This window comes from Sporolactobacillus terrae, assembly GCF_019930545.1.
Lineage (GTDB): Bacteria > Bacillota > Bacilli > Bacillales > Sporolactobacillaceae > Sporolactobacillus > Sporolactobacillus terrae.
The window spans coordinates 2705371-2726014 of the sequence record NZ_CP082837.1 but is presented as its reverse complement, the minus strand read 5'-3'; the positions used below and the strand labels follow the sequence as shown (position 1 = coordinate 2726014).

Annotated in this window: 18 protein-coding genes; 7 read left to right on the top strand and 11 right to left on the bottom strand. The window is 47.9% G+C overall.

Going from position 1 to position 20644, the window contains the following annotated elements:
• The first annotated feature begins 191 nt into the window (after positions 1 to 191).
• The 3 genes from K7399_RS12970 to K7399_RS12960 all read left to right on the top strand — a co-directional run bounded on the left by K7399_RS12970 (position 192) and on the right by K7399_RS12960 (position 3313).
• Positions 192 to 1406, top strand: coding sequence for a CynX/NimT family MFS transporter (locus K7399_RS12970; RefSeq protein ID WP_051577937.1), 1215 nt, complete (start codon positions 192 to 194; stop codon positions 1404 to 1406).
• A gap of 259 nt (positions 1407 to 1665) precedes the next feature.
• A complete protein-coding gene (locus tag K7399_RS12965) occupies positions 1666 to 1938 on the top strand; it encodes a DUF4190 domain-containing protein (protein WP_028977169.1) in 273 nt (90 codons plus the stop codon).
• A gap of 337 nt (positions 1939 to 2275) precedes the next feature.
• Positions 2276 to 3313, top strand: a complete 1038-nt coding sequence (locus K7399_RS12960; protein WP_223362345.1) for an alpha/beta hydrolase — start codon at positions 2276 to 2278, stop codon at positions 3311 to 3313.
• A 90-nt stretch (positions 3314 to 3403) separates the two neighbouring features.
• Here K7399_RS12960 and nrdG read toward each other — a convergent pair whose 3' ends face one another.
• Together nrdG and nrdD are read right to left on the bottom strand one after the other, a co-directional pair.
• Complete coding sequence (gene nrdG, locus K7399_RS12955) at positions 3404 to 3994, bottom strand: anaerobic ribonucleoside-triphosphate reductase activating protein (protein WP_028977167.1); 591 nt, start codon at positions 3992 to 3994, stop codon at positions 3404 to 3406.
• A gap of 14 nt (positions 3995 to 4008) precedes the next feature.
• Positions 4009 to 6216 carry an anaerobic ribonucleoside-triphosphate reductase gene (gene nrdD / locus K7399_RS12950; protein ID WP_128167249.1) on the bottom strand — a complete coding sequence of 736 codons (2208 nt, stop codon included), beginning with the start codon at positions 6214 to 6216 and terminating at the stop codon, positions 4009 to 4011.
• Positions 6217 to 6529: 313 nt separating this feature from the next.
• Here nrdD and K7399_RS12945 point away from each other — a divergent pair, with 313 nt between their 5' ends.
• Positions 6530 to 6982 (top strand): helix-turn-helix domain-containing protein, encoded by a 453-nt coding sequence (locus tag K7399_RS12945; protein ID WP_128167247.1) that lies wholly within the window; start codon positions 6530 to 6532, stop codon positions 6980 to 6982.
• Between the two features lie 73 nt (positions 6983 to 7055).
• Here the strand turns inward: K7399_RS12945 and K7399_RS12940 are convergent, their stop codons facing one another.
• From K7399_RS12940 to K7399_RS12915, 6 genes are all read right to left on the bottom strand, one after another.
• Positions 7056 to 8081 carry a FecCD family ABC transporter permease gene (locus K7399_RS12940; RefSeq protein ID WP_028977164.1) on the bottom strand — a complete coding sequence of 342 codons (1026 nt, stop codon included), beginning with the start codon at positions 8079 to 8081 and terminating at the stop codon, positions 7056 to 7058.
• Positions 8082 to 9077, bottom strand: coding sequence for a FecCD family ABC transporter permease (locus K7399_RS12935; protein ID WP_051577945.1), 996 nt, complete (start codon positions 9075 to 9077; stop codon positions 8082 to 8084).
• Positions 9078 to 9175: 98 nt separating this feature from the next.
• Positions 9176 to 10141: an ABC transporter substrate-binding protein gene (locus K7399_RS12930; protein WP_028977162.1), complete on the bottom strand. Its 966-nt coding sequence runs from the start codon at positions 10139 to 10141 to the stop codon at positions 9176 to 9178.
• 162 nt (positions 10142 to 10303) lie between these two features.
• On the bottom strand, positions 10304 to 11185 hold the full coding sequence (locus K7399_RS12925) for a LysR substrate-binding domain-containing protein (protein WP_028977161.1): 882 nt from the start codon (positions 11183 to 11185) through the stop codon (positions 10304 to 10306).
• 200 nt (positions 11186 to 11385) lie between these two features.
• On the bottom strand, positions 11386 to 12804 hold the full coding sequence (locus K7399_RS12920; RefSeq protein WP_028977160.1) for an anion permease: 1419 nt from the start codon (positions 12802 to 12804) through the stop codon (positions 11386 to 11388).
• Complete coding sequence (locus K7399_RS12915; protein WP_028977159.1) at positions 12801 to 14444, bottom strand: malolactic enzyme; 1644 nt, start codon at positions 14442 to 14444, stop codon at positions 12801 to 12803. The genes K7399_RS12920 and K7399_RS12915 overlap by 4 nt, the downstream gene beginning before the upstream one ends.
• Positions 14445 to 14754: 310 nt before the next feature.
• Between K7399_RS12915 and K7399_RS12910 the strand changes: the two genes are divergently transcribed.
• Positions 14755 to 16065 carry an L-cysteine desulfidase family protein gene (locus tag K7399_RS12910; protein WP_128167246.1) on the top strand — a complete coding sequence of 437 codons (1311 nt, stop codon included), beginning with the start codon at positions 14755 to 14757 and terminating at the stop codon, positions 16063 to 16065.
• Positions 16066 to 16133: 68 nt separating this feature from the next.
• On the opposite strand, the gene K7399_RS12905 is transcribed toward K7399_RS12910, so the two are convergent.
• A complete protein-coding gene (locus tag K7399_RS12905; RefSeq protein WP_028977157.1) occupies positions 16134 to 16952 on the bottom strand; it encodes a MetQ/NlpA family ABC transporter substrate-binding protein in 819 nt (272 codons plus the stop codon).
• A 313-nt stretch (positions 16953 to 17265) separates the two neighbouring features.
• On the opposite strand from K7399_RS12905, the gene K7399_RS12900 reads away from it, so the two are divergent.
• On the top strand, positions 17266 to 18360 hold the full coding sequence (locus tag K7399_RS12900; RefSeq protein WP_223362344.1) for a PTS sugar transporter subunit IIC: 1095 nt from the start codon (positions 17266 to 17268) through the stop codon (positions 18358 to 18360).
• Between the two features lie 174 nt (positions 18361 to 18534).
• On the opposite strand, the gene K7399_RS12895 is transcribed toward K7399_RS12900, so the two are convergent.
• Positions 18535 to 19482 carry an aldo/keto reductase family protein gene (locus K7399_RS12895; RefSeq protein ID WP_128167244.1) on the bottom strand — a complete coding sequence of 316 codons (948 nt, stop codon included), beginning with the start codon at positions 19480 to 19482 and terminating at the stop codon, positions 18535 to 18537.
• A gap of 168 nt (positions 19483 to 19650) precedes the next feature.
• Positions 19651 to 20145 carry a hypothetical protein gene (locus tag K7399_RS12890; protein WP_128167243.1) on the bottom strand — a complete coding sequence of 165 codons (495 nt, stop codon included), beginning with the start codon at positions 20143 to 20145 and terminating at the stop codon, positions 19651 to 19653.
• Positions 20146 to 20407: 262 nt separating this feature from the next.
• On the opposite strand from K7399_RS12890, the gene K7399_RS12885 reads away from it, so the two are divergent.
• On the top strand, positions 20408 to 20620 hold the full coding sequence (locus tag K7399_RS12885; RefSeq protein WP_128167241.1) for a hypothetical protein: 213 nt from the start codon (positions 20408 to 20410) through the stop codon (positions 20618 to 20620).
• The last annotated feature ends 24 nt before the right edge of the window (positions 20621 to 20644 follow it).

Sequence of the window (20644 nt, the reverse complement as noted above, 5' to 3'; positions counted from 1 at the left end):
ATCGTTTTGTTACGATACACTTTTTATGGGAGAGACAGTCTTAAATGATGTCCGAACATGCACGGAGCAAAGTCTAGAAAAAAAACTCAACGAGAACTGCTGGAACATTGGGAATTGACGTAGATCCCTGCTGCACCCTTAGAACTAAATGTCGTTTTATCATAAATAAACAAAGTGTTGGAGATGGAATCGTGAGCATAAAAAAACAAAGCCAGCGAACCTGGCTTATCTTGCTATTTGTCATTTTATTAATCTCTGCCTGCCTGCGTGCGCCCTTTACCGCTGTTGGGGCCTTGATTCATCTGATTCAGAACGATACAGGGCTTAACGGAACGCTGAGCGGTTTGCTGACTTCGCTGCCCATGTTCGCTTTTGCTTTTATTGCGCCGATCACGCCGCGTTTCGTTCGTCGATGGGGCATGGTGCGTATGCTGTTCGCCAGTATGGTCGGGCTGACGGCAGGCATTCTGGTTCGTTCGCTGGTTCCGGGTATTCTCGGTTTATTCATCGGGACAGCAATTTTGGGCGTAGCCATCGCAGCCGGGAACGTTATTCTGCCGAGTTTTATTCAATATCGCTTCCAGAAGCAGATCGGTTTAATGACCGGCGTCTATTTAGTATCCATGGCACTTTGGGCAGGTGTCAGCTCTGGATTCAGTCTCCCGCTTGCCGTAAGCGGGCATCTTGGCTGGAAAGGCAGTCTGCTCATCTGGTGCCTGATGTCCCTGTTTGCGCTCATTGCTCTGTCTCCTTTTCTGCGTGAGCGCAATGGAGAATTGAAGGCCGCTTTGCCAGAAAAAGAGAACAGTGAGTCAGCGGGTTCAATCTGGTGTTCGAAGTTAGCTTGGTGCGTTACGCTTTATATGGGCATCCAGTCCATTCTTTTTTATACAGTGTTGGCTTGGTTTCCCTCTATGCTGAACGCACAAGGGCTGTCGATGAATCAGGGCGGTTTATTGCTGCTGGTCATTCAGATTGTTTCCCTGCCGACTTCTTTTTTGGCGCCTGTCCTTGCAAGTCGTGCAAAGAGTCAGACAAAGCTTGTCGTGACATCCGGCATCATTTATGTGATCGCTTTTGCCGGTTTGCTTAACGGGCACTGGATCCTGCTTTGGTCCATCTTGATTGGGCTCGGCAGCGGCGCTTCGTTCAGTTTTGCCATTTCACTTTTCAATCTGCGGACAAATACGGCAGAAGAAAGCATAAAGCTTTCCGGCATGGCACAATCCGTCGGTTATCTGATGGCCGCAGTCGCACCGGTAGTCACTGGCTATATCCACGACCTTTCCGGCAGCTGGGAAGCAACTAAAATCTTTCTTCTTATCTGTTCCGTTTTGCTAACCGTGTTGGCTTTTGGCGTCGGTCGAGATCACAAAGTTCATTTGGTTGTACGCAGAAGATCCTGAGGATGAGCACCGTATCATGAGTAAGATTAAATAAAAAAAAGAAAGATCTACTTGTATATGCAGTTGTTTTGATACAATTAAAGGTATTGGCATAGGGATATAGAAAAATCATTTTACTACGTCATTGTTTCCTCTGTAATGACCACATCATTCTCCTTTAGTCGTGATTTATCGGTTCGAGATACGGATCAGGTTTCGCTTTTAATAAGAGCATTCTTTTTATATCAGTCATTTTCAGGGTTAGGTAGGTGAACAATTAGTGGAAGCACAGCAAAATCAAGTGAACGGCAAATCGATTGCAGCGTTGGTTTTAGGGATTACCGCGATTATCATTCCTTATGTGGGGTTAATCTTGGGTATTCTCGGCATCATTTTTTCAAAGAAAGCACTGAATGAAATTGCTCAATATGGCCAGCAAGGCCGAGGAATGGCCATTGCCGGTTTGGTCACCAGCATCATTTCCGTATCGATCTATGCACTGATTATCTTTTTTATTGTGATTGTTGCAGGCGTTGCTGCCAATCTAGGGTGAATTCGATGAAAAATCCTTTAGCCACCGATATAGAGGTTTTTTATTCGATCAGAAAGCATCTGATTTTCAGTAAAGCAAAGGGTTGTGAATCAAATGCGTAAGTACTTGAGAGCCTGTGGTCGTGCCGTGTTGATGCGAGCAGTGGCATGTTGTTCAAGTGTAAGGGTGATGAACCCAAGCCATTAGCAGAGTGGTGCTAAGGGACTCGGTTTGCCTGGTTATTCAACTAATGTGAGGGAAGATGAGCGCGCTTATTGCTTTCTTTTCCTTCCCTTTGATTTTTTTCTTTTAAACGAATTAGGGACGAGATGCTTGAGAATTAGGGGGTCGCATGCAAATGGTGAAAACGGAACGCTTGCAAAAAAACGGGCGCAAAAACCAACCTCAATCAATGAAAACAAAGATCTTTTTGGCGGCGGCAGTTCTGACTGCAGCAGCGGCTGCATGCAGAGTGGCCGGTACAATGGTCGGCAATTATTTTTACCGTTTGGCCATTGCTCGGGAGAAGTCACCGCGGCGGCAGAATCTGGATCCAAAAGCCGGAAAAGTTGCCCTTTCTTCGGTCATACAGACACGTATAGATGAGCGGAAAGCAGCAAAGAAACAGTTTCTTGAGCAGTGCCCGCCGACCGACCGGTTTATGCGATCATCGGATGGGTTGAACCTGCACGCATTTCGATTTGAAGCGCATCCGAACAAGCATCACTGGATTATACTCCTGCACGGCTATATGGATGAAGCTTCGAACATGTTTTATTATGCCTCTGTTTTTGCCGAACATGGCTATAATGTGCTTGTTCCCAACTTGCGCGGAGCAGGGCGAAGTGAAGGGGACTACATCGGTATGGGCTGGAATGACCGTCTCGATGTTGTAGGTTGGATCAAACAACTTGTTGCACAGGACCCTGAGGCTAAGATTGCCGTTTTCGGCGTTTCCATGGGCGGCGCGACGGCGATGATGACCGCTGGTGAGAAGCTTCCGTCAAACGTTTGCTGCGTGATTGAAGATTGCGGCTATACGTCCGTAGCGGATGAATTTGCCTATGAACTGCGCAATTTGTTTCGGCTTCCAGCTTTTCCTATTTTGCGATTGGCGGATCGAGTGACGCGTTCGCGCGCCGGCTATGGCATTTATGAAGCCTCGGCAATCGAACAAGTGAAGAAGGCAAACGTACCGATCTTATTCATTCATGGCGATAACGACACGTTTGTCCCAACCCATATGGTGCATAAAGTCTATGAGGCGGCAGCCGGCGAGAAGGAGCTTCTGCTTGTGAAAAAGGCGACCCATGCGGCTTCGTCAATTGTCGATCCTGAATTGTATTTTTCAACGATCTTTCACTTTCTTGAAAAGCATGTGCCGCAAAACGAATAAATGGGGCAGGCTGCTCCATTGCCGGACTGTATAGATGAGCAAACCGCGTGTCGCTATTGGACACGCGGTTAATCGCTTCTCTATATCATCTTATTTAACAAGCCGATCCCAAATGACGACTTGGCCGCTTTTCAGGGACGGCTGCACATCAATAATCCGCTGATTTGAACTGCCGCGGAATTGCAGGGTCAGGTCTTTCTTTGCCAGATCAAAGCGACCGTCGACGAGAATATCAATTTTTGACAGGAGTTCGCGCTTGTCCTCAGAGTCGTGCTGAAGTTCTTCCCACGTGTAGCCGCTCCATGACCAAATATCTTTTGCTTGTCCGTACTCGCTTCGGATTCGGTTCACGAGCGAAAGGCAGACGCCGGTGTTTAAGAACGGTTCACCGCCGAGCAGCGTCAAGCCTTGTACATAAGACTGTCCGATGTCGGCAATGATTTGATCCTCCAGCTCCTTGGTATAGGGTTGACCGTAACGGAAGTTCTGGGCCGCTTTATTGTAGCAGCCGGGACAGTCGAAAGGACAGCCGCTGACATAGAGGCTGCAGCGCACGCCTTCTCCGTCTACGAAATTGAATGGTTTGTAGCTGGCAATATAGCACCGGCTCAAGCGTTCGGCCAGCCATGTTTTTGGGTTCGGGTCGCGTGGACGTTTTCTCTGAGCCGCATCATTTACCAATGGAATGCCTCCCTTTATTGCCGAGCAATCGTGTTGCTGTCGTTACCGAGGCTTAGATGCTTGACGCGCGATGCGATTTCCACATGCCGCCCGTGAATCATCGGTCGCTGCTGCGGGTTGCCCAAGTAGCCGCAGGTTCTTTTTACAACGTCACAGGACTGTGGATCGGTATTGCCGCATTCCGGGCATTCAAAGCCGCGCTCGGTTGGTTGGAATTCGCCCTTGAAGCCGCATTTGAAGCATTGATCAATCGGTGTATTGGTACCCAGATAGCCGACGCGGTCGTACGCATAATCCCATACTGCTTCCAGCGCTTTCGGATTTTGCTTCAGATTCGGATATTCGCAGTAATGGATGAATCCACCGGCGCAATACGGCGGAAAGTCCTTCTCGAAGTCTAATTTTTCAAATGGCGTCGGCGCTTTGCGTACATCATAGTGGAAGCTGTTTGTGTAGTATTCCTTATCGGTAATGTCCTTCACTTTGCCGAATTTTTCCGTATCTTTGCGGCAGAATTTGTCGGTCAGGCTTTCACTTGGTGTGCTGTATACGCTGAAATGATAGCCGTATTCTTCTTCCCAATCTTGGCAGTGTTCCCAGAGCTTCTTCACGACGCTGATGGCGAAGTCTTTGGCTTCCGGATTACTTTCCCATGTACTGCCGTAAAAAACGGTGCCCACTTCATAAAGGCCGATGTAGCCAAGAGAAACGGTGGCGCGGCGATTCTTGAAGAGTTCATCAACCGAGTCCGTACGCTTTAGTCGCTTGCCAAAAGCACCGTATTGATAAAGGATCGGCGCGTTGTCCGGCGTTGCCTGCTTCGCGCGCTCCACCTTAAAGACGAGTGCTTCCTTGCAGATCTGCAGTCGTTCCTTGAGAATCTTCCAAAAGGCTTCCTTGTCCCCTTTTGATTCCAGCGCAATGCGCGGCAGATTAACCGTGACCACGCCGAGATTCATTCGTCCGGAATTGACCTCTTTGCCGTTCTCATCATGCCAGCCTTGCAGGAACGAGCGGCAGCCCATCGGTGCTTTAAAACTTCCGGTCAGTTCGACCAGTTTGTCATACATCAGCACGTCCGGGTACATCCGTTTTGTTGCGCATTCAACAGCAAGCTGTTTGATGTCGTAATTCGGATCTTCCGGATCGAGGTTGAGCCCGCGTTTCAGACTGAATACCAGCTTTGGGAAAATCGCGGTGCGGTGTTCTTTGCCTAACCCGGTAATGCGTATACGCAGAATCGCTTTTTGAATTTCACGTTCAATCCAATTGGTCCCTAGGCCAAAGCCTAAGGTTGTAAAAGGTGTTTGTCCTTGAGAGGAATAGAGTGTATTGATTTCGTATTCGAGTGCCTGCATGGCGTCATAAATATCTTTTCTCGTTTTCTTACGGGCGAAGGCCTGCTGTTTTTCCGTTCCTTCAACCCATTCTTCCGCATCCGTTAAATGCTTGTCATAATTCTTTTTGGCAAAAGGAGCAAGCAGTTCATCCACACGGTCGGCGGAACAGCCGCCATATTGACTGGAAGCAACATTGGCAATAATCTGAGCCATTTGTGCAGTTGCCGTTTGAATCGAATGCGGCGGTTCGACCTCTGCATTGCCGATTTTAAACCCATGATTGAGCATTTCGTTGAAGTCGATCAAGCAGCAATTGGTCATTGGGCTGTATGGCTGATAGTCAAGGTCATGCCAATGGATCTCTCCCTTAAGCTGTGCATTGGCTACCTTTGGCGGCAGCATCTTCAGTCCAATCGCTTTGGCGACCGTACCGGCAGTAAGATCGCGCTGTGTATTAAAGACCTGGCTGTCCTTATTCGCGTTTTCATTGACGATGGATTGATCTTTATGTAAGAGTTTTCGAATGGTGAAATTGATGTCGGTTGCTTTATTACGGGCAAAATCACGCTCGGTGCGGTAGTTGATGTACTCTTGAGCAATATCATACTGATGATGGGTCAGAAGCGTTTGCTCAACAATATTTTGAATCTCATAAATTTTGATGTCTTCATGAAACCGTGATCCGATTTCAGCGAGCACATCATCGGTAATGTCATTGATTAATTGAAACGTGATTGGATCCAAATCGCCAAAAACGTGCTTTGCGGCTTTTAATAGAGCCGTGGTGATTTTCTCAGCATTAAAATCTATAATACGGCCATCGCGTTTTAATACTTTGATGGCCGGTGTGTTGACTGTAAATGGTTGTTTTGTATCGATCATCGTGAACGCCCCCTTGAAAAACTACTAAACTATCATAGGATATTGGCGCATAGGTTTCAATCTATATATGGGATGTAAAACGCGGGAAATATTGTGAAAAGTACTAGATATGGTATTGTGGAAGGGGAAATACGATTTGTGACAAGCTTGTGAAAGATGCAAACCACATGTGTTCCAATCTTAAAAGATCGAAAAAAGCGAGCTTTTTCCCTGCAACCTTAGGGTGCGGGCAGCGCGCAACCAAGGCTCGCTTTACTTTTTGAGGCAGAACAGGCGAGAATAAGGTATCACGTGATAAAGGGTGATCGCTGAGATGGATTTTGCAGATAAATTGAAAAAATTACGCAAGGAGAAAGGCTGGTCACAAGATGACTTGGCAGAAAAGCTGTTTGTTAGCCGGCAGTCTGTTTCTAAATGGGAAATTGGTCAAAATTATCCGAGTATTGAAAGCATTATTAGACTAAGTGATCTGTTTGATATGACGATCGATGACTTATTAAGGAGTGATGTTGCATTGACTGAGAAGGTGATTCAGGACAGCAAGCAACTGGCGCATCCGAGACTTAAATTCTGGTTTGAAGTGCTCTTTTTATTCGGGGGAGTACTCATGCTGATTAAGTTAGCAGTGCTGCTGATCAATAACCTAACGGCATTGGATCTGCCTCTGATTGGCGGCAAGTTGATTTGGAACTTGGGATCCGTCTTGTTTATGATTGGCGGAGCGATTGGCTCCGATGGGGTTAAAGAAAAATACAAAGAAGATTAACCGTTGAAAGTCACGCCGCCCAAAACGTAGTGGACAGAAAGCGTTTTTTTATTGATAAGCTGAGACTTTTTGTTCACTTAGCCTGTGACAGTAAATAAAGAAAATAAGGTGCACCGAGTACGGACACAATGATCCCGGCTGGAAGTTCCGCCGGCTGAAGCATCCAGCGGCCGAGGGTATCGGCGGCCAGAAGCAGAAGTGCGCCGGAAAGCGCGGAGACGGGGAGCAGGCGCAGATGCTGCGCCCCCACAAGGCGGCGGGCCAGATGGGGAGCAATCAGTCCGATAAAACCGATCCCACCGCTGACTGCAACGCAGGCGGCGGCAAGTGCGACTGCGGCAAGAAGCAGCATCCGTCTGTTTTTTTCGATCGCAACGCCGAGACCGATCACGGTTGGCTCATCAAGTTGCAAAAGGTCCAGCGTCCGTGCATGATACAGGACATAAGAAAAGAGCACGAGAACCCAAGGTAAAAGTGCAAGGACAAAGTGCCAATTCGAGCCCCAGATCGTTCCCGCAAGCCATGTAGACACAAATTGATATTGATTCGGATCGAATTTAAGCGTCAGGATAACCATGAGCGCGCTGATGCCTGATGCGACGGCGATACCTGTTAATAAGAGCCGGGTGGAAGAAAAGCCTTGGTGCTGCCGGAGTGCAAGCGCATAGATGAGTATCGCTGCAGCGGCTGCGCCGATAAGCGCAGCCATTGGGAGCATATAAACCGGTACTGCTTGCCGACTTTGGAAAAAAGAGATAAACAGTACGATCGCCAGCCCTGCACCGGCATTAATGCCTAGAATGCCCGGATCGGCGAGTGCGCTGCGCGTGACACTTTGAATGATGCATCCGGATACGGCGAGTCCCGCGCCGGCCAGTACCGAAATGATGATGCGCGGCATCCGGAATTCAAAAAGAATAAGCGACTGAGCGTTTGTGCCGCCGCCGAACAGGGTCTGAATCACTTCAAGAGGAGCCAGTCTTGTAAATCCGGTATTCATACTGATGACAAAGAGGACGACAATAAGTGTGGTCAGCAAAACCATTATTTGAATGCTTCGATTCCTTTTGTGTCGTTCCGCGGCAGTGAGGCTGCTCATTTAATGGTCGCTCCTTTCCGATCCGGCCAAATAGAGAAAGAACGGAATGCCGATCAATGCGATTAATACGCCGACGGGCGTCTCATAAGGCGGATTGATACTGCGGGCGCCAAGATCGGCCAAAACCAGCAGCAGGCTGCCAAGAATGGCTGTGCTGGGAATGATTTTTCGGTAATCCGTACCGACAAGATAGCGGGTCAGATGCGGGACAATTAACCCAACAAACCCGATCGCACCGACGACCGACACTGCGGCACCGGCAAGAATAAGCACCATGACGATACTTGCCGTTTTAATGATGCCCGTATGCATGCCAAGCCCGGACGCTATGTTGTCACCGAGGCTGAGAATGGTGATGGATGGTGACAGAAAAAGAGCAGCGAGAAACGCGCCAATCACCCAAGGAAGGATCATCATAAGCTCAAACCAGTGAATGCCGGTCGTTCCCCCTGCATACCAAAAGGCAAGATCTTGCCCGATCTGAAAATAAATCGCTAAGCCTTGACTCAGTGCAGTGAGCAAGGCGCTGACTGCGGCACCTGCCAGAACAAGGCGGACCGGTGACATGCCATTCGGCGACAGCGAACTCATTCCATAGACGATGCCGGCACCCACGCCTGCACCGATAAAGGAGCAGATCATCAAATAGAAGAAGGGAAGCGCCGGAAAGAAAGCATAGCAAAGCGCAAGTACAAAAGCCGCCCCTGCGTTAATGCCAAGGATTCCTGAATCGGCGAGTGGATTTCGGGTGACGCCTTGCATCAATGCTCCGGAAACGGAAAAACAGGCACCGATAATGACACTGCCAAGTACACGCGGCATGCGCAGTTCCCAAATGATTTTATGCGGCACAAGTTGAGCATTATAGTGGAAGACCGCATCCCAGACGGTTTTCAAGTCGATGTTTGCCGCACCATAGGAGATGGAGACTCCGATCGCAAACACCAGCAAAAACGGTCCGACGATTAATAGGATCGGAAAGGACCACTTTTTCATTCGGCTATTCTTGATCGATTGATTGATGTGTTTGGCTTTTAGCGCTGCCAGTTTTGCCACCGTTCTTTCTCTCAGTTACTTTTCTATGTCTCTTTGGCTTATTTGCTTAATTTTTCCGTGATAATTTTTGCTGTATTCAGCTGTGACATCGGCGTATTGTTAAAAAAGCTGGAATCGACCACGTAAACATGATGATTTTTAAACGCATTAAGCGATTTCCAAATGTCTCCGCTGGTGATTTGTTTCAGACGTTTCTTCGATACTTCCGGTTTCTCATCCTGCTTGCCGGTTTGTACGAAGATGTAGTCAGGATTCATTTCAAGCAACTTCTCTAGTGAGATCGCAGAAAAAAGGTCCTTTGATTCAATGCCGGCAACCGGTGTCAGTCCAAGATCGTGATAGAGCACACCGCCGACACTTGACGGTAAATGATTATAGATACGTACCTGCTTGTCCAGCAGTCTGATGAACACTACTTTTTTATTTCCAACCGTTTTTTTCAGTTTGGCTTTATAAGCATCAACCTGCTTTTGATAGTTGGCTAAATAAGTTTTTGCCTCTTTCTGTTTTCCCATGAGCTGTGCATAGGCCTTGAAGTCAGTACGCCAATTCTCTGTTTCCTTAATCATAATAGACGGGGCGATTTGAGCCATCTTATCGTAAGATTGTGTGTTTTCTCTGACGAAAATGAGGTCCGGTTTTTGAGCCAGAAAGCCTTCAAAGTTAAGTGGGGAAGATTCGCCGACAAGATGAAAGCCCTTTTGTTTGTCTTTCGGGAAGTAGCTGTAAAAGTTATCGCTGATGGTAGCTTTAGGTGCAATTTTGACGGGAATACCGAGTGGGATCAGGTATTCCATGAGCTGCTGGCTTGTGGCCGCGACCTTTTTCGGCTGTGCAGGAATGGTTTTTTTGCCTGTTGCATCGGTAATTGTTCTTTGCTTGGTCGATGTATGATCCGTATTTTGGTCACCTTGTTGTCCGGTGCAGGCCGACAGCAAAGTTAACGTCAAGATCAAGACGGCGATTCGTACAAGTACTTTTCGATTATATGAAAAAAAATGCATGAAGTTGGCTCCTTTTAATGAAAATGATTATCAATTTCATTAAAATGTTACCAAAATGCGACAATTTCGTCAATCATCAAAATTTTTGGCGAGTCATTTAACGAATTTTTTTCTCATGCTTTGGCGGGTTCAAGTTTTTTTGAAGAGCGGGAATGTGGTCATTTAAAAATTTTCTTGCATAAACAGCTGAATCATTTCTTGTTGCAGATTGGTCAGAAGATGATTTGATCGATAGACGAGCTGGATTAAGAATTCCGGCTGCGGCTGATCGCGGAGCGTCAATACGGCGACCGGATCCTGCGGCAGCAGGGCGGCCGCGCTGAGCAGGCTGATGCCGACACCCTTTGCAACCATGCCTTTGATAATCTGCACATCATTGGTTTGGTAGATGAGTTTCGGTTTAATCTGTGCCTGTCGGCTGAGTTGATTGAAGGCGATGGAATGCACAAAACGCTCATTTAACTGAATGAAGGACTCTTGCGCAAGATCGTAAAATCGGATTGAACCGTTTTTGGCTAAAGGGTGTGCTGGGCTTGTAATCACTTTAAACGGCTTTCGTGTAAGCAAACTTACGGACAGCTGGTCATCTTGAATAGGCGTGGTAGAGCCAAGTAAGGCGAGATCGAGCTGTCCGTTTTTTAACTGATTCAGGAGCGACTTGGAGCCGTCTTCATGCGTGTCCAGATGGCCAAGCAGATTTTTCTGGGAAAGTCTTGCTGAAAGGGCCGGGAACAGCGCGCTGCCGATAATTGGCGGCAGGCCTAGCCGGACGCGTTCGTGTTTGATCGCTGAAATTTCTAACTGTGCTGTCTTTAATTCCTGCAGCATTTGCGTGGCATGCTGCGCAAACTGTCTGCCGCAATCCGTGAAGGTGAGCGCGTTGTGCGATTGGTCGCGAATGATCAGCTGTGCGTCGAGCTCTTTTTCCAACCGCTGAATTGCTGCCGTGATCGTCGGCTGACTGACCTTAAAAAAACGAGCAACTTTTGTGAAATTTTTATCCTGACACAGCCGGTTATAATAGTGCAGATCACGTATGTTCATTCGGAATCCTCTCTCATTAAATCGTCTTATCCATTATTCTATCATGTACCGTACGCATGAAAAAACCGCCCAATGGAGCGGTTTTGGATTCCATGATACTAAGTATGAGGATTGAGGACGTTCTGATAAAAGGATCGGCGGTTTTTATATAGGGTCAGTTCGAGACCTGTAGACCGCTTGAACGGTTAAGAAGCGCGTACTTAGAGAAGTCCAATTAATTTCATCCACAGTGAACCGAGCCCGAGCCAGATGATGAAATAGACGATGGCGAGCATCGCGTTTAATTTCCACCAGGTTTGTTGCGTGACGTAACCTGATGAGAACAAAATCGGTGCCGGTCCATTGCTGTAATGCGTTGTTGAAGCAAAAAGGTTGCCAAAGAAGCCGAGCATTAGTGCAGCAAGCAATGCCGGAACCCCCGCTGCCAGGGCGACACCGAGCAGCGCACTGTACATGGCACTGATATGGGCCGTCGCGCTGGCGAACAGATAGTGACTGTAAAAATAGGCGAGGATGAGCACGACAAGCACGATCATCCAGTTCATTCCGTGGAGGCCACCTGAAATAAAACGGCTGAGCCATGGAATAAAGCCGAGTGTGTTGAGCTGACCGGCCATCATTACCAGAATGGAGAACCAGACCAGTGTATTCCATGCGCCTTTTTCACCAAGAATATCATTCCAGGAGAGAACCCCGCTAAGCAGCAGCAGCGTTAACGCGATAAATGCGGTTAGTGTTGCATCAATGTGCACTGTGCCGCCAAGCACCCATAAAACCAAAGAGATAAGGAAGATACCACTCATAAATTTTTCCGGACGCGACATTTTGCCAAATTCTTGCAGTTGACTTTCCGCCCACTCCTTGGCGTTCGGTGTTTCCTTGATTTCCGGGGGAAACCATTTATAGATTAAAAAAGGAACCACAATTAATGAAATCAACCCTGGAATTAAAGCAGCAGTGAACCAATTCATCCAAGTGATGGAAACATGCACCGATCTGGCGAGCGACTGCGCTAATGGGTTTCCGGCCATGGCTGTAAGAAACATGGCCGAGGTAATGATGTTTCCGTGGAACGCTGAAAAAATCAAAAAAGATCCCATTTTGCGCTGCGTATGACGTTCCGGACTGGAATCAAAAGAGCGCGACAGTGAATTGATGATTGGGAACATAATGCCACCGGCGCGAGCGGTGTTGCTTGGCGTTGCTGGAGACAGAACCAGATCGACACCAATCAGTGAATAGGCGAGGCCCAGTGTTTTTTTGCCGAATCGTTTGACAAAGTTTAGGGCAATCCTTGTGCCGAGTCCGGTCTTGATAAACCCGCGAGAAATAAAGAACGCCATCGCAATCAACCAAATGCTGTTGTTGCCAAATCCGGCAATAGCAGTCTCCAGCGGTACTTCTCCGGTCAAAACGCTTAATGTAAAGCCGATCACGGCCACGGCGCCAATCGGCAGCGGCTGGGTGATGCAGCCGATAATGGTGGCGACAAAAATGGCAAACATATGCCAAGCGGCGGGGGAAACCGCTGCCGGTTTAATTGGCGTCAGCAGCCATAAAATGACGCCAACCAATACAGGAATCAGAAATTTCTTGTAGCTGATTTTCTCTAATGTCATCGTTGATCGCCTAGATCTTTGTATTCAGGGAGCCATTTTTCTTTTTCAATTGCCGCGGCAACATGAGTCATTGGTTCCCGGTTCAGATTCTGCGCAACCGCGCATTTGGCCACAGCCAGAGCAACCGTTTGCGAGAAGGCATCCAACTTGGAAACCGGCGGGAGAACAGCCGCACCCGGTTGATCCGGATCAACAATACCGCCGAGCGAGTGGGCGGCAGCTGAAATCATTTCATCTGTTAATAATCGTGCCGTTGAAGCGATCACGCCAAGGCCGAGTCCAGGATAAACGAGGGCGTTGTTCGCTTGGCCGATGTGGTAGCTGATGCCGTTGTAGCGGACGTCCGGAGCAGGAATGCCTGTCGCAACGAGTGCACGGCCGTCCGTCCACTGAATAAGCTCTTCCGCTTTGGCTTCAGCGAGTTTCGTTGGGTTGGAAAGCGGGAAGATGATCGGGCGTTCGGTATGAGCGGCCATTTCTTTCACGATTTCTTCGGTAAACGTCCCCGGTTGCGTCGAGGTGCCGACGAGAATGGTTGGATGAATAGCGGCAACAGCAGCCCGCAAGTCCGTGAATTGTTCCGGGTTTTCAAATTCCGAACGGTTGCGAGCAAATGGCTTTTGTTCCGGGGTCAGCGTTGGATCGTCATCAAACAGCAAGCCCTGCTTATCCACCATATAAAAGTGTTGTTTGGCCTCTTTTTCAGACAAGCCCTGTTGCAGGAATTCATCATAAATACGCTTGGTGATGCCTGCCCCTGCGGTTCCTGCGCCAAAGCACATATAGATTTGTTCGGTCATTTTCTGTTTAGAGATATTAAGCGCACCGAGAATAGCGGCTAAAACAATGATTCCGGTTCCCTGAATATCGTCATTGAAGGTTGTGATTTTGTCCTTGTACTTGTTTAAAATGCTGGCGGCATGATCACGGCCAAAGTCTTCAAAGTGCAGGTACAGGTTTGGAAACAGCTGCTCCGCAGTTTCAACGAATTGGTCAACGAATTGGGTGTAGCGATCACCTTTGATGCGTTCATGGCGATTGCCGAGATACATGGGGTTGTCCAGCAGCTTTTTATTGTTTGTGCCTACATCCAGTACAACGGGCATCACCTGACTCGGATCAATACCGGCAGCAACGGTATAGACCATCAGCTTGCCAACCGATATATCGACGCCTTGCACGCCCCAGTCGCCGATACCGAGAATGCCTTCAGCATCGGTGACAACGATCAGACGGATGTCACGACCGCCAGCGGCATTTTTTAAAGCATCTTCCATTGCATCCGGATCGTTGATCGACAAGAAAGCGGCATTCTGCGGCTCTACGAACAGATTGCTGTAGTTTTCGATGGTGTCGGCAACCGTCGGATCATAGACAATCGGCATAAATTCAACAACATGCTGACTGAATAACTTAAAGAACAAGACACGGTTTTCGTTAAAAATTTGCATTAAAAAAAGCCGTTTTTCTAAGTTGGATGACTTTGATTTGAATTGGGCATAGGTTTGTTCCGTCTGCTCCGCCAAGGTTTGTACGCGAGGCGGGAGCAGCCCGGCCAATCCATAGTTTCGCCGTTCTTCTTCTGTAAACGCGGTTCCTTTGTTTCGAAAAGGATCATTTAGAATCGATAGTGGGTTCATAGAAAAGGATCTCCTTAACCTTTAGGATGGTTCATGAACATCATAGAAAGGCACGCAGAATATAGTCAAACGTAGCAGAAGCAATCAGATTTATTTATATGAAAGGACGAATTGCGGAATTTGTCCGTCTATTGACATTATTTCCTCTTGAATTTCTTTTATAATGAAGTGAAAATGAATTTTAATGATGATGCATGAGGACAGCGTGAACGATCGTGCGAAAGCATATAGAAAAGGCCGCTGCGTGTGAACCGAGTTTTAATCGCGTTCCGTGCGGCGTTTCATTTGACTTTCTTGGGGAGGAAAGGTTATGAAACCGGACGACTGTAGTTACCAAATTTATTTGAATCTTTTAAAAGAGGAGCTTATTCCTGCGACAGGCTGCACGGAACCGATTTCCGTTGCTTATGCGGCGGCAATGGCAAGAGAAGTACTGGGCGTGCTGCCCGACACATGCACGATTGAGGCAAGCGGAAACATCATCAAAAATGTTAAAAGTGTCGTCGTTCCGAATACGGGGGGACTAAAAGGAATTGCGGCAGCCGCTGTGGCAGGCATTGTCGCCGGAGATGCCTCAAAGAAATTGGAAGTGCTGGGCGCGATCGAAGAGGCGGCGAAGTCTCAGATCAAGGAATATCTTAAAGCGCATACCGTGACGGTACTTCCAGCGCACAACGACATTGTTTTTTTTATTGCGGCAACGGTGAAAAAGGGCAATGACGAAGCAACGGTTGTGATTGAAGACAAGCATACCAACATCGTTCGGATCGTGCGAAATGGGGAAACTCAGTTCGAAAAAGGGGACGGCCCTGCTGAGGGCGGCGGCTTGACGGATCGGAACAGTCTAAATGTCAAAGATATATTAGACTTTGCAGACAGCGTGCGTCTTGAAGATATAGCGGAAATCATTGAAAGGCAAGTCACGTATAACTGTGCTGTATCGGAAGAAGGATTAAAGCACGATTGGGGCGCTAATATAGGGAAAGTGCTGCTGAAAGCATATGGCAATGATATTAGAACGCGCGCTCGCGCTGCCGCAGCGGCCGGATCCGATGCACGGATGAGCGGCTGCGAAAAGCCGGTCGTGATTGTCTCAGGCAGCGGCAACCAAGGAATGACCGCATCGCTTCCGGTGATTGAGTATGCAAAAGCATTACATGTTTCACGTGAAAAGCTTTATCGCGCCCTGGTCTTGTCGAATCTGACGACCATTTACCAAAAAGCGGGCATCGGACGCCTTTCCGCATACTGTGGTGCGGTGAGTGCCGGATGCGGCGCGGGTGCCGGTATAGCTTATCTACATGGCGGCGGTTATGAGGAGATTGCGCATACGATTGTCAATGCACTGGCGATCACATCGGGGATTGTTTGCGACGGCGCAAAGCCTTCTTGTGCGGCCAAAATCTCCTCGGCGGTTGATGCCGGCATTCTTGGTTATCACATGTACCAGAATAAGCAGCAATTTTTTGGCGGCGATGGTATTGTGACAAAAGGTGTGGACGCCACCATTCGTAACGTTGGAGTTTTGGCCAAAGATGGCATGCGGCAAACGGATCGTCAGATTATTGATATTATGCTGAACCGGACCAGCAGCAAGCAACCCGCAGGAAATAAATCTTAAACACGTATGCAAAAAGCCCCGCAGCGCTGAGGCAAAATCGGCTGTGCGAGGGCTTTTCGTATTTAAGTTTACCAGGAGGGTACGACCGAGCCTTTAAATGTTTTTTTGATATAGGCTTTGATTTCATCAGAATGGTAGTATTTTTTGATTTGCTTGACCACTTCATCGTTCTTATTTTCGTTGCGGACAACAAAATAATTCGGATAGCGGTTATGCGTGAGCGATTCATGATCAATCGAATCGTCCAAAATCGTCAGTCCGGCACCCATTGCGAAATTGGAATTGATCGCTGCTGCAGTGACTTCGTCCAAATGGGAGGTAATTTGCGCGGGATCCATGGCAACGAACTGAATTTTTTTGGGGTTGCTGGCAACGTCACGGGTAGATCCGGTTGTTTGCGTTCCCGGTTTCATTTTGATGACGCCTGCTTTTTCAAGAAGGGTCAGGCTGCGCGGTTGGCTGGATGGATCGTTTGGGATGGCGATCTTGTCTCCTTTTTTTAGATCCTTGAGATGCTTGATTTTATTGGAGTAGATCCCCATTGGCAAGGCGACCGTCTTGAAAACATCCGTTATTTTATAGCCTCGGTCCTTGATTTGTGCTTTTAGAAACGGCAGGGTTTCATAGCTACTTGCATCCAAATCGCCGCCATCCAATGCGGTATTCGGCTGGTTATAGTCGTTAAAGACTTTTAAATGAATGGTGAGCCCATCTTTTTTGGCAAGTTTCGCAACCTGCTCCATAATCTGTTCGTGTGGTCCGCCGGTCACCCCGATGGTAAGTTCTTTCGTGCTGAGTGAGCCGGATGTGCTGGATCCGCATGCGGACAGAGCAAAAATTAGTATAAGAATTAATCCGATAAACACTGGCTTGACGTGATGCTTCATCTGTTTTGCTCCTCTTTTTTGGGTTTGTAGCTTCTTTCTATCTGTTTATATTAGCAAGGCTCGGCTCATTAAACAAATAAAACACAGATGTTAACTGTGCTTTTGGCGGCAACGATAAAAAATTTTTCCAACCTTGGATGCCCGGATTCGTGCGCTCATCGCTAAACGAGCGGGAAATCATGGGAAAAATACTTTAGTGAATAAACGCGTTGCATTGCGAAATGCGATGTGTTAGAATAGCAACACTCACCATTGATGAAGAAGAACTAGAGAAAGAAAACAGGAGAGGGTGTTGCAGGTGGGAAGAGAAAAGATGACGGTGAAAACGTTTGTAAATCACGTGCTTGTCGGTCATGCGGTTGGAATTGTGGCAGCGTTGGTACCGTCGGCATTGCTCGGTGAATTGAGTAAAGCGTTGATGGGACGGGTGCCGGTTTTCGGTACGATCTATCAATTGGTCACAATCTTCATGCTGGCCGTTCCTCTACTAATTGGGGCGGCTGTCGCCTACCAGTTCAAAATGAAGCCGATTCCGATGGCTTGCGTGGCAGCTGCCTCATGGGCTGGATCGGGTGCATTGAAATTTACAGCCAATGGCATCGTCGTTACCGGAATGGGCGATCTGGTGAATACCTTGGTGACGATCAGTGTCACTTGCGCCTTGGTGCTTCTGATCGGCCATCGTTTGAAATCGTTCGAACCACTTGTATTGCCACCGGTCATCTGTATCGTCGGAGGCGGATTAGGTGTTGTTCTCTATCCGTTCGTCCACAATGTAACGGTTGGGCTTGGACAAGTGATCAATAGCTTCTCCATGCTTCAACCGATCCCGATGAGCGTTTTGATCGCAGCCGTTTTTTCGGTCGTCATGATCTCGCCGATTTCAACCGTAGCCATTGCATCGGCGATTGGTATGAGCGGTATCGCATCCGGAGCAGGCAATTTGGGCTGCGTGGCGGCGGCCGTTGGTATGTTTGTCGGTGGACTGCGCGTCAATAAAATCGGCCTTTCTCTCTCCATCTTGCTGGGGACACCGAAGATCATGATTGCGGCAATGGTCCGTCAGCCGAAAATTTGTATTCCAATTGTGCTTAACGCAACCTTCCTTGGCGTCATCGGTGCCTTGTTCCAAATTAAAGGAACGCCGATCAGTGCCGGATTCGGCTTCTCTGGAATGGTAGGACCGATCAATGCGCTGCATTTTATGCCCGGCGGCGCAACAGCGGCGAATCTGCTGATTATCGGTTTGGTTTACATCGCCGCACCCTTTGCCGGCGGCTTCTTCTTCGAATGGCTCTGCCGCAGCGTGCTCCATCTCTATGGTTCAGAAGACTACAGTACCGAAATGGCAGAATTTAAGAAAGAAAAGAAGCAATCGAAGGCAAAGCTTGTGTTGGAAAAAGCTTAATCGTATTAGAAAACTTGGCTTTGCCAAACCTCTGGCGAGGGCAAAGTCTTAGTTGTACTGACACTCGTTTCCTTGAATTTTTTTATATACTTTCTTACCAGTGTAAAAAGGAACCCCTCACGTGGCAGTTCACGCGAGGGGTTTTTAGCGTTTAATTCAAATTCGATACCTGAATCATTCAGCGCTCAGGATCTCCTCGATCCGTCTTTCGGTCTCTGAATCTAAGATCAGATCAGCGGCTTTGGCATTGTCCACGATTTGTTCCGTTTTGCTGGCACCTACGACGACACTGGCAACCTGCTCCTGACGAAGCACCCAGGCAAGGGCCAATTGTGCCATGCTGACGCCTAATTCAGCAGCGATTTTCTTAAGTTTGTTCACTTTACTCAAATTGAGTTCGGTCAGATACGTGCGGATCCCGCCTTTATTCTCGGCGGCACGGCTACCGGCCGGAAATTCACTGACGGAACTGTATTTTCCGGTCAGCACACCTTGTGCGAGCGGCGACCAGCAGACCTGACTGACACCATGCGCCGCACTTGACGGAATCACTTCGGCTTCGATTTCGCGGGACAACATATTGTATTTAGACTGATTTGCCACGAAATGATTAAGCAGTTTCTGATCGGCAATATGTGCTGCTTCGGTGATTTGAGCCGCCGTCCATTGGCTGACACCGATGTAGTTTATTTTGCCTTGATGAATCAAATCGTCAAACGCACGCAGCGTCTCCTCAATCGGTGTTTCCGGATCAAAGCGATGGCAGTAATACAGATCGATATAATCGGTGTTCAATCGTTTTAGGCTGGCATTCGCCTGTTCCATAATATGTTTTCGGGAAAGGCCATGGTCATTTGGTCCATCACCCATCGGAAAGAATACTTTTGTCGAGAGCACGATCGCTTCACGTGGGAAGGCTTTAATCGCTTTTCCGACGACTTTTTCCGCTTCACCGCGCATGTATACATTGGCAGTATCAAAAAAGTTGATGCCCAGATCATAAGCTTTATGAATGGTACTTATTGCGTTTTCTTGTGCGACATAACCGCCGTAAGTCAGCCAGCTGCCCAGACTGACGGTGCTGACTTTGACGCCGGTACTGCCGAGATGGCGATACTTCATCAGAAACCTCCTCAAAATACGTTTTTTGCGGAATGCCTTCAGCGGACAATCACATGATCTCTTTAATGATAGCTGTCTTTCTCATTAAGCGCACGCAAAGAGAACCGCAAGCCAGCTTGTCCAGCTGCAACAAAAAGGACAGCCTGATTGCGGCTGCCCGTATCGTCTTCACGGCATCGGACACCAAACGATGATTTTGTACGGCACGGTTTGGGCGGGGATACTTTTTGTTGCTGCGCCGTAAATCACAATCAAATCACGATTTGCCGGATTAGGATTGAAGTCTTGGCCGTTTGCCAGCATAACCTGTGTAAACGGTCCCAAGTTTAATTGTAGTTGACCATCGCGGCTCAAGAGCTGTTCGTTGAAAAAACCGACCTTTACATTCTGATCGGAGCGTTCCTTTACAAGAATGAGCGCTCGGTATTGCGGTGGATAGATGAGAATAACCGGCGCGTTTCCGTCATAATATCCGCTGACCCGATCGCCAATTCGAATCTTGGCTTGGTCGACAACGTAAGTTATTGGCGACACCACAAAACGAACAACCTGATCGTTATTCTCCAGCGTCATCAGCTTCCAGCAGCCTGAATTTTCACCGCTCGGGCTGGTGATATAATCGTCAATCGCCGTAACAATGCCTTGAAACGATCGCCACTCCATACGCGTCACCCCTCACCTGTTCTTCTTGATGAAGTCACCTATGGTTTTACTGTATGATTTTGTGGCGGATGGGTGCCTAACTCAAAGGGTCCGTTTCCTGCCATTGGCAAAAAATAAGTCTTAAGGCGTAGCGGAATCCGGACTTGAGCGCATTACCCTGGACGGCTTGGTGTACTATAGTAGGATTATAGAGATGCGGCCGGGCAAGGGATGAACGGCCACATGCATCTTAGTCGAACGGGTCATGAAAGGAACGAACATTATGGGACTTATTTTCGGATTGATTGCAGCGTTGATTCTCTTTATTATCTTCATTGTAATCGGCGGTGTGCTGATTACATCGGCAGTATGGATTGTGCTAGTCGTCCTAGCAATTATTTTCATCATCTTCTTTGGTTTTTTGTTCAAGTGGTTTTTAATTCTTTTGCTGATTGTTGGTATTTTCGTCTTGGTGAAACGCATGTTTAACCGCTAAGCAGGGTTAAATAAAAGAGCAGAG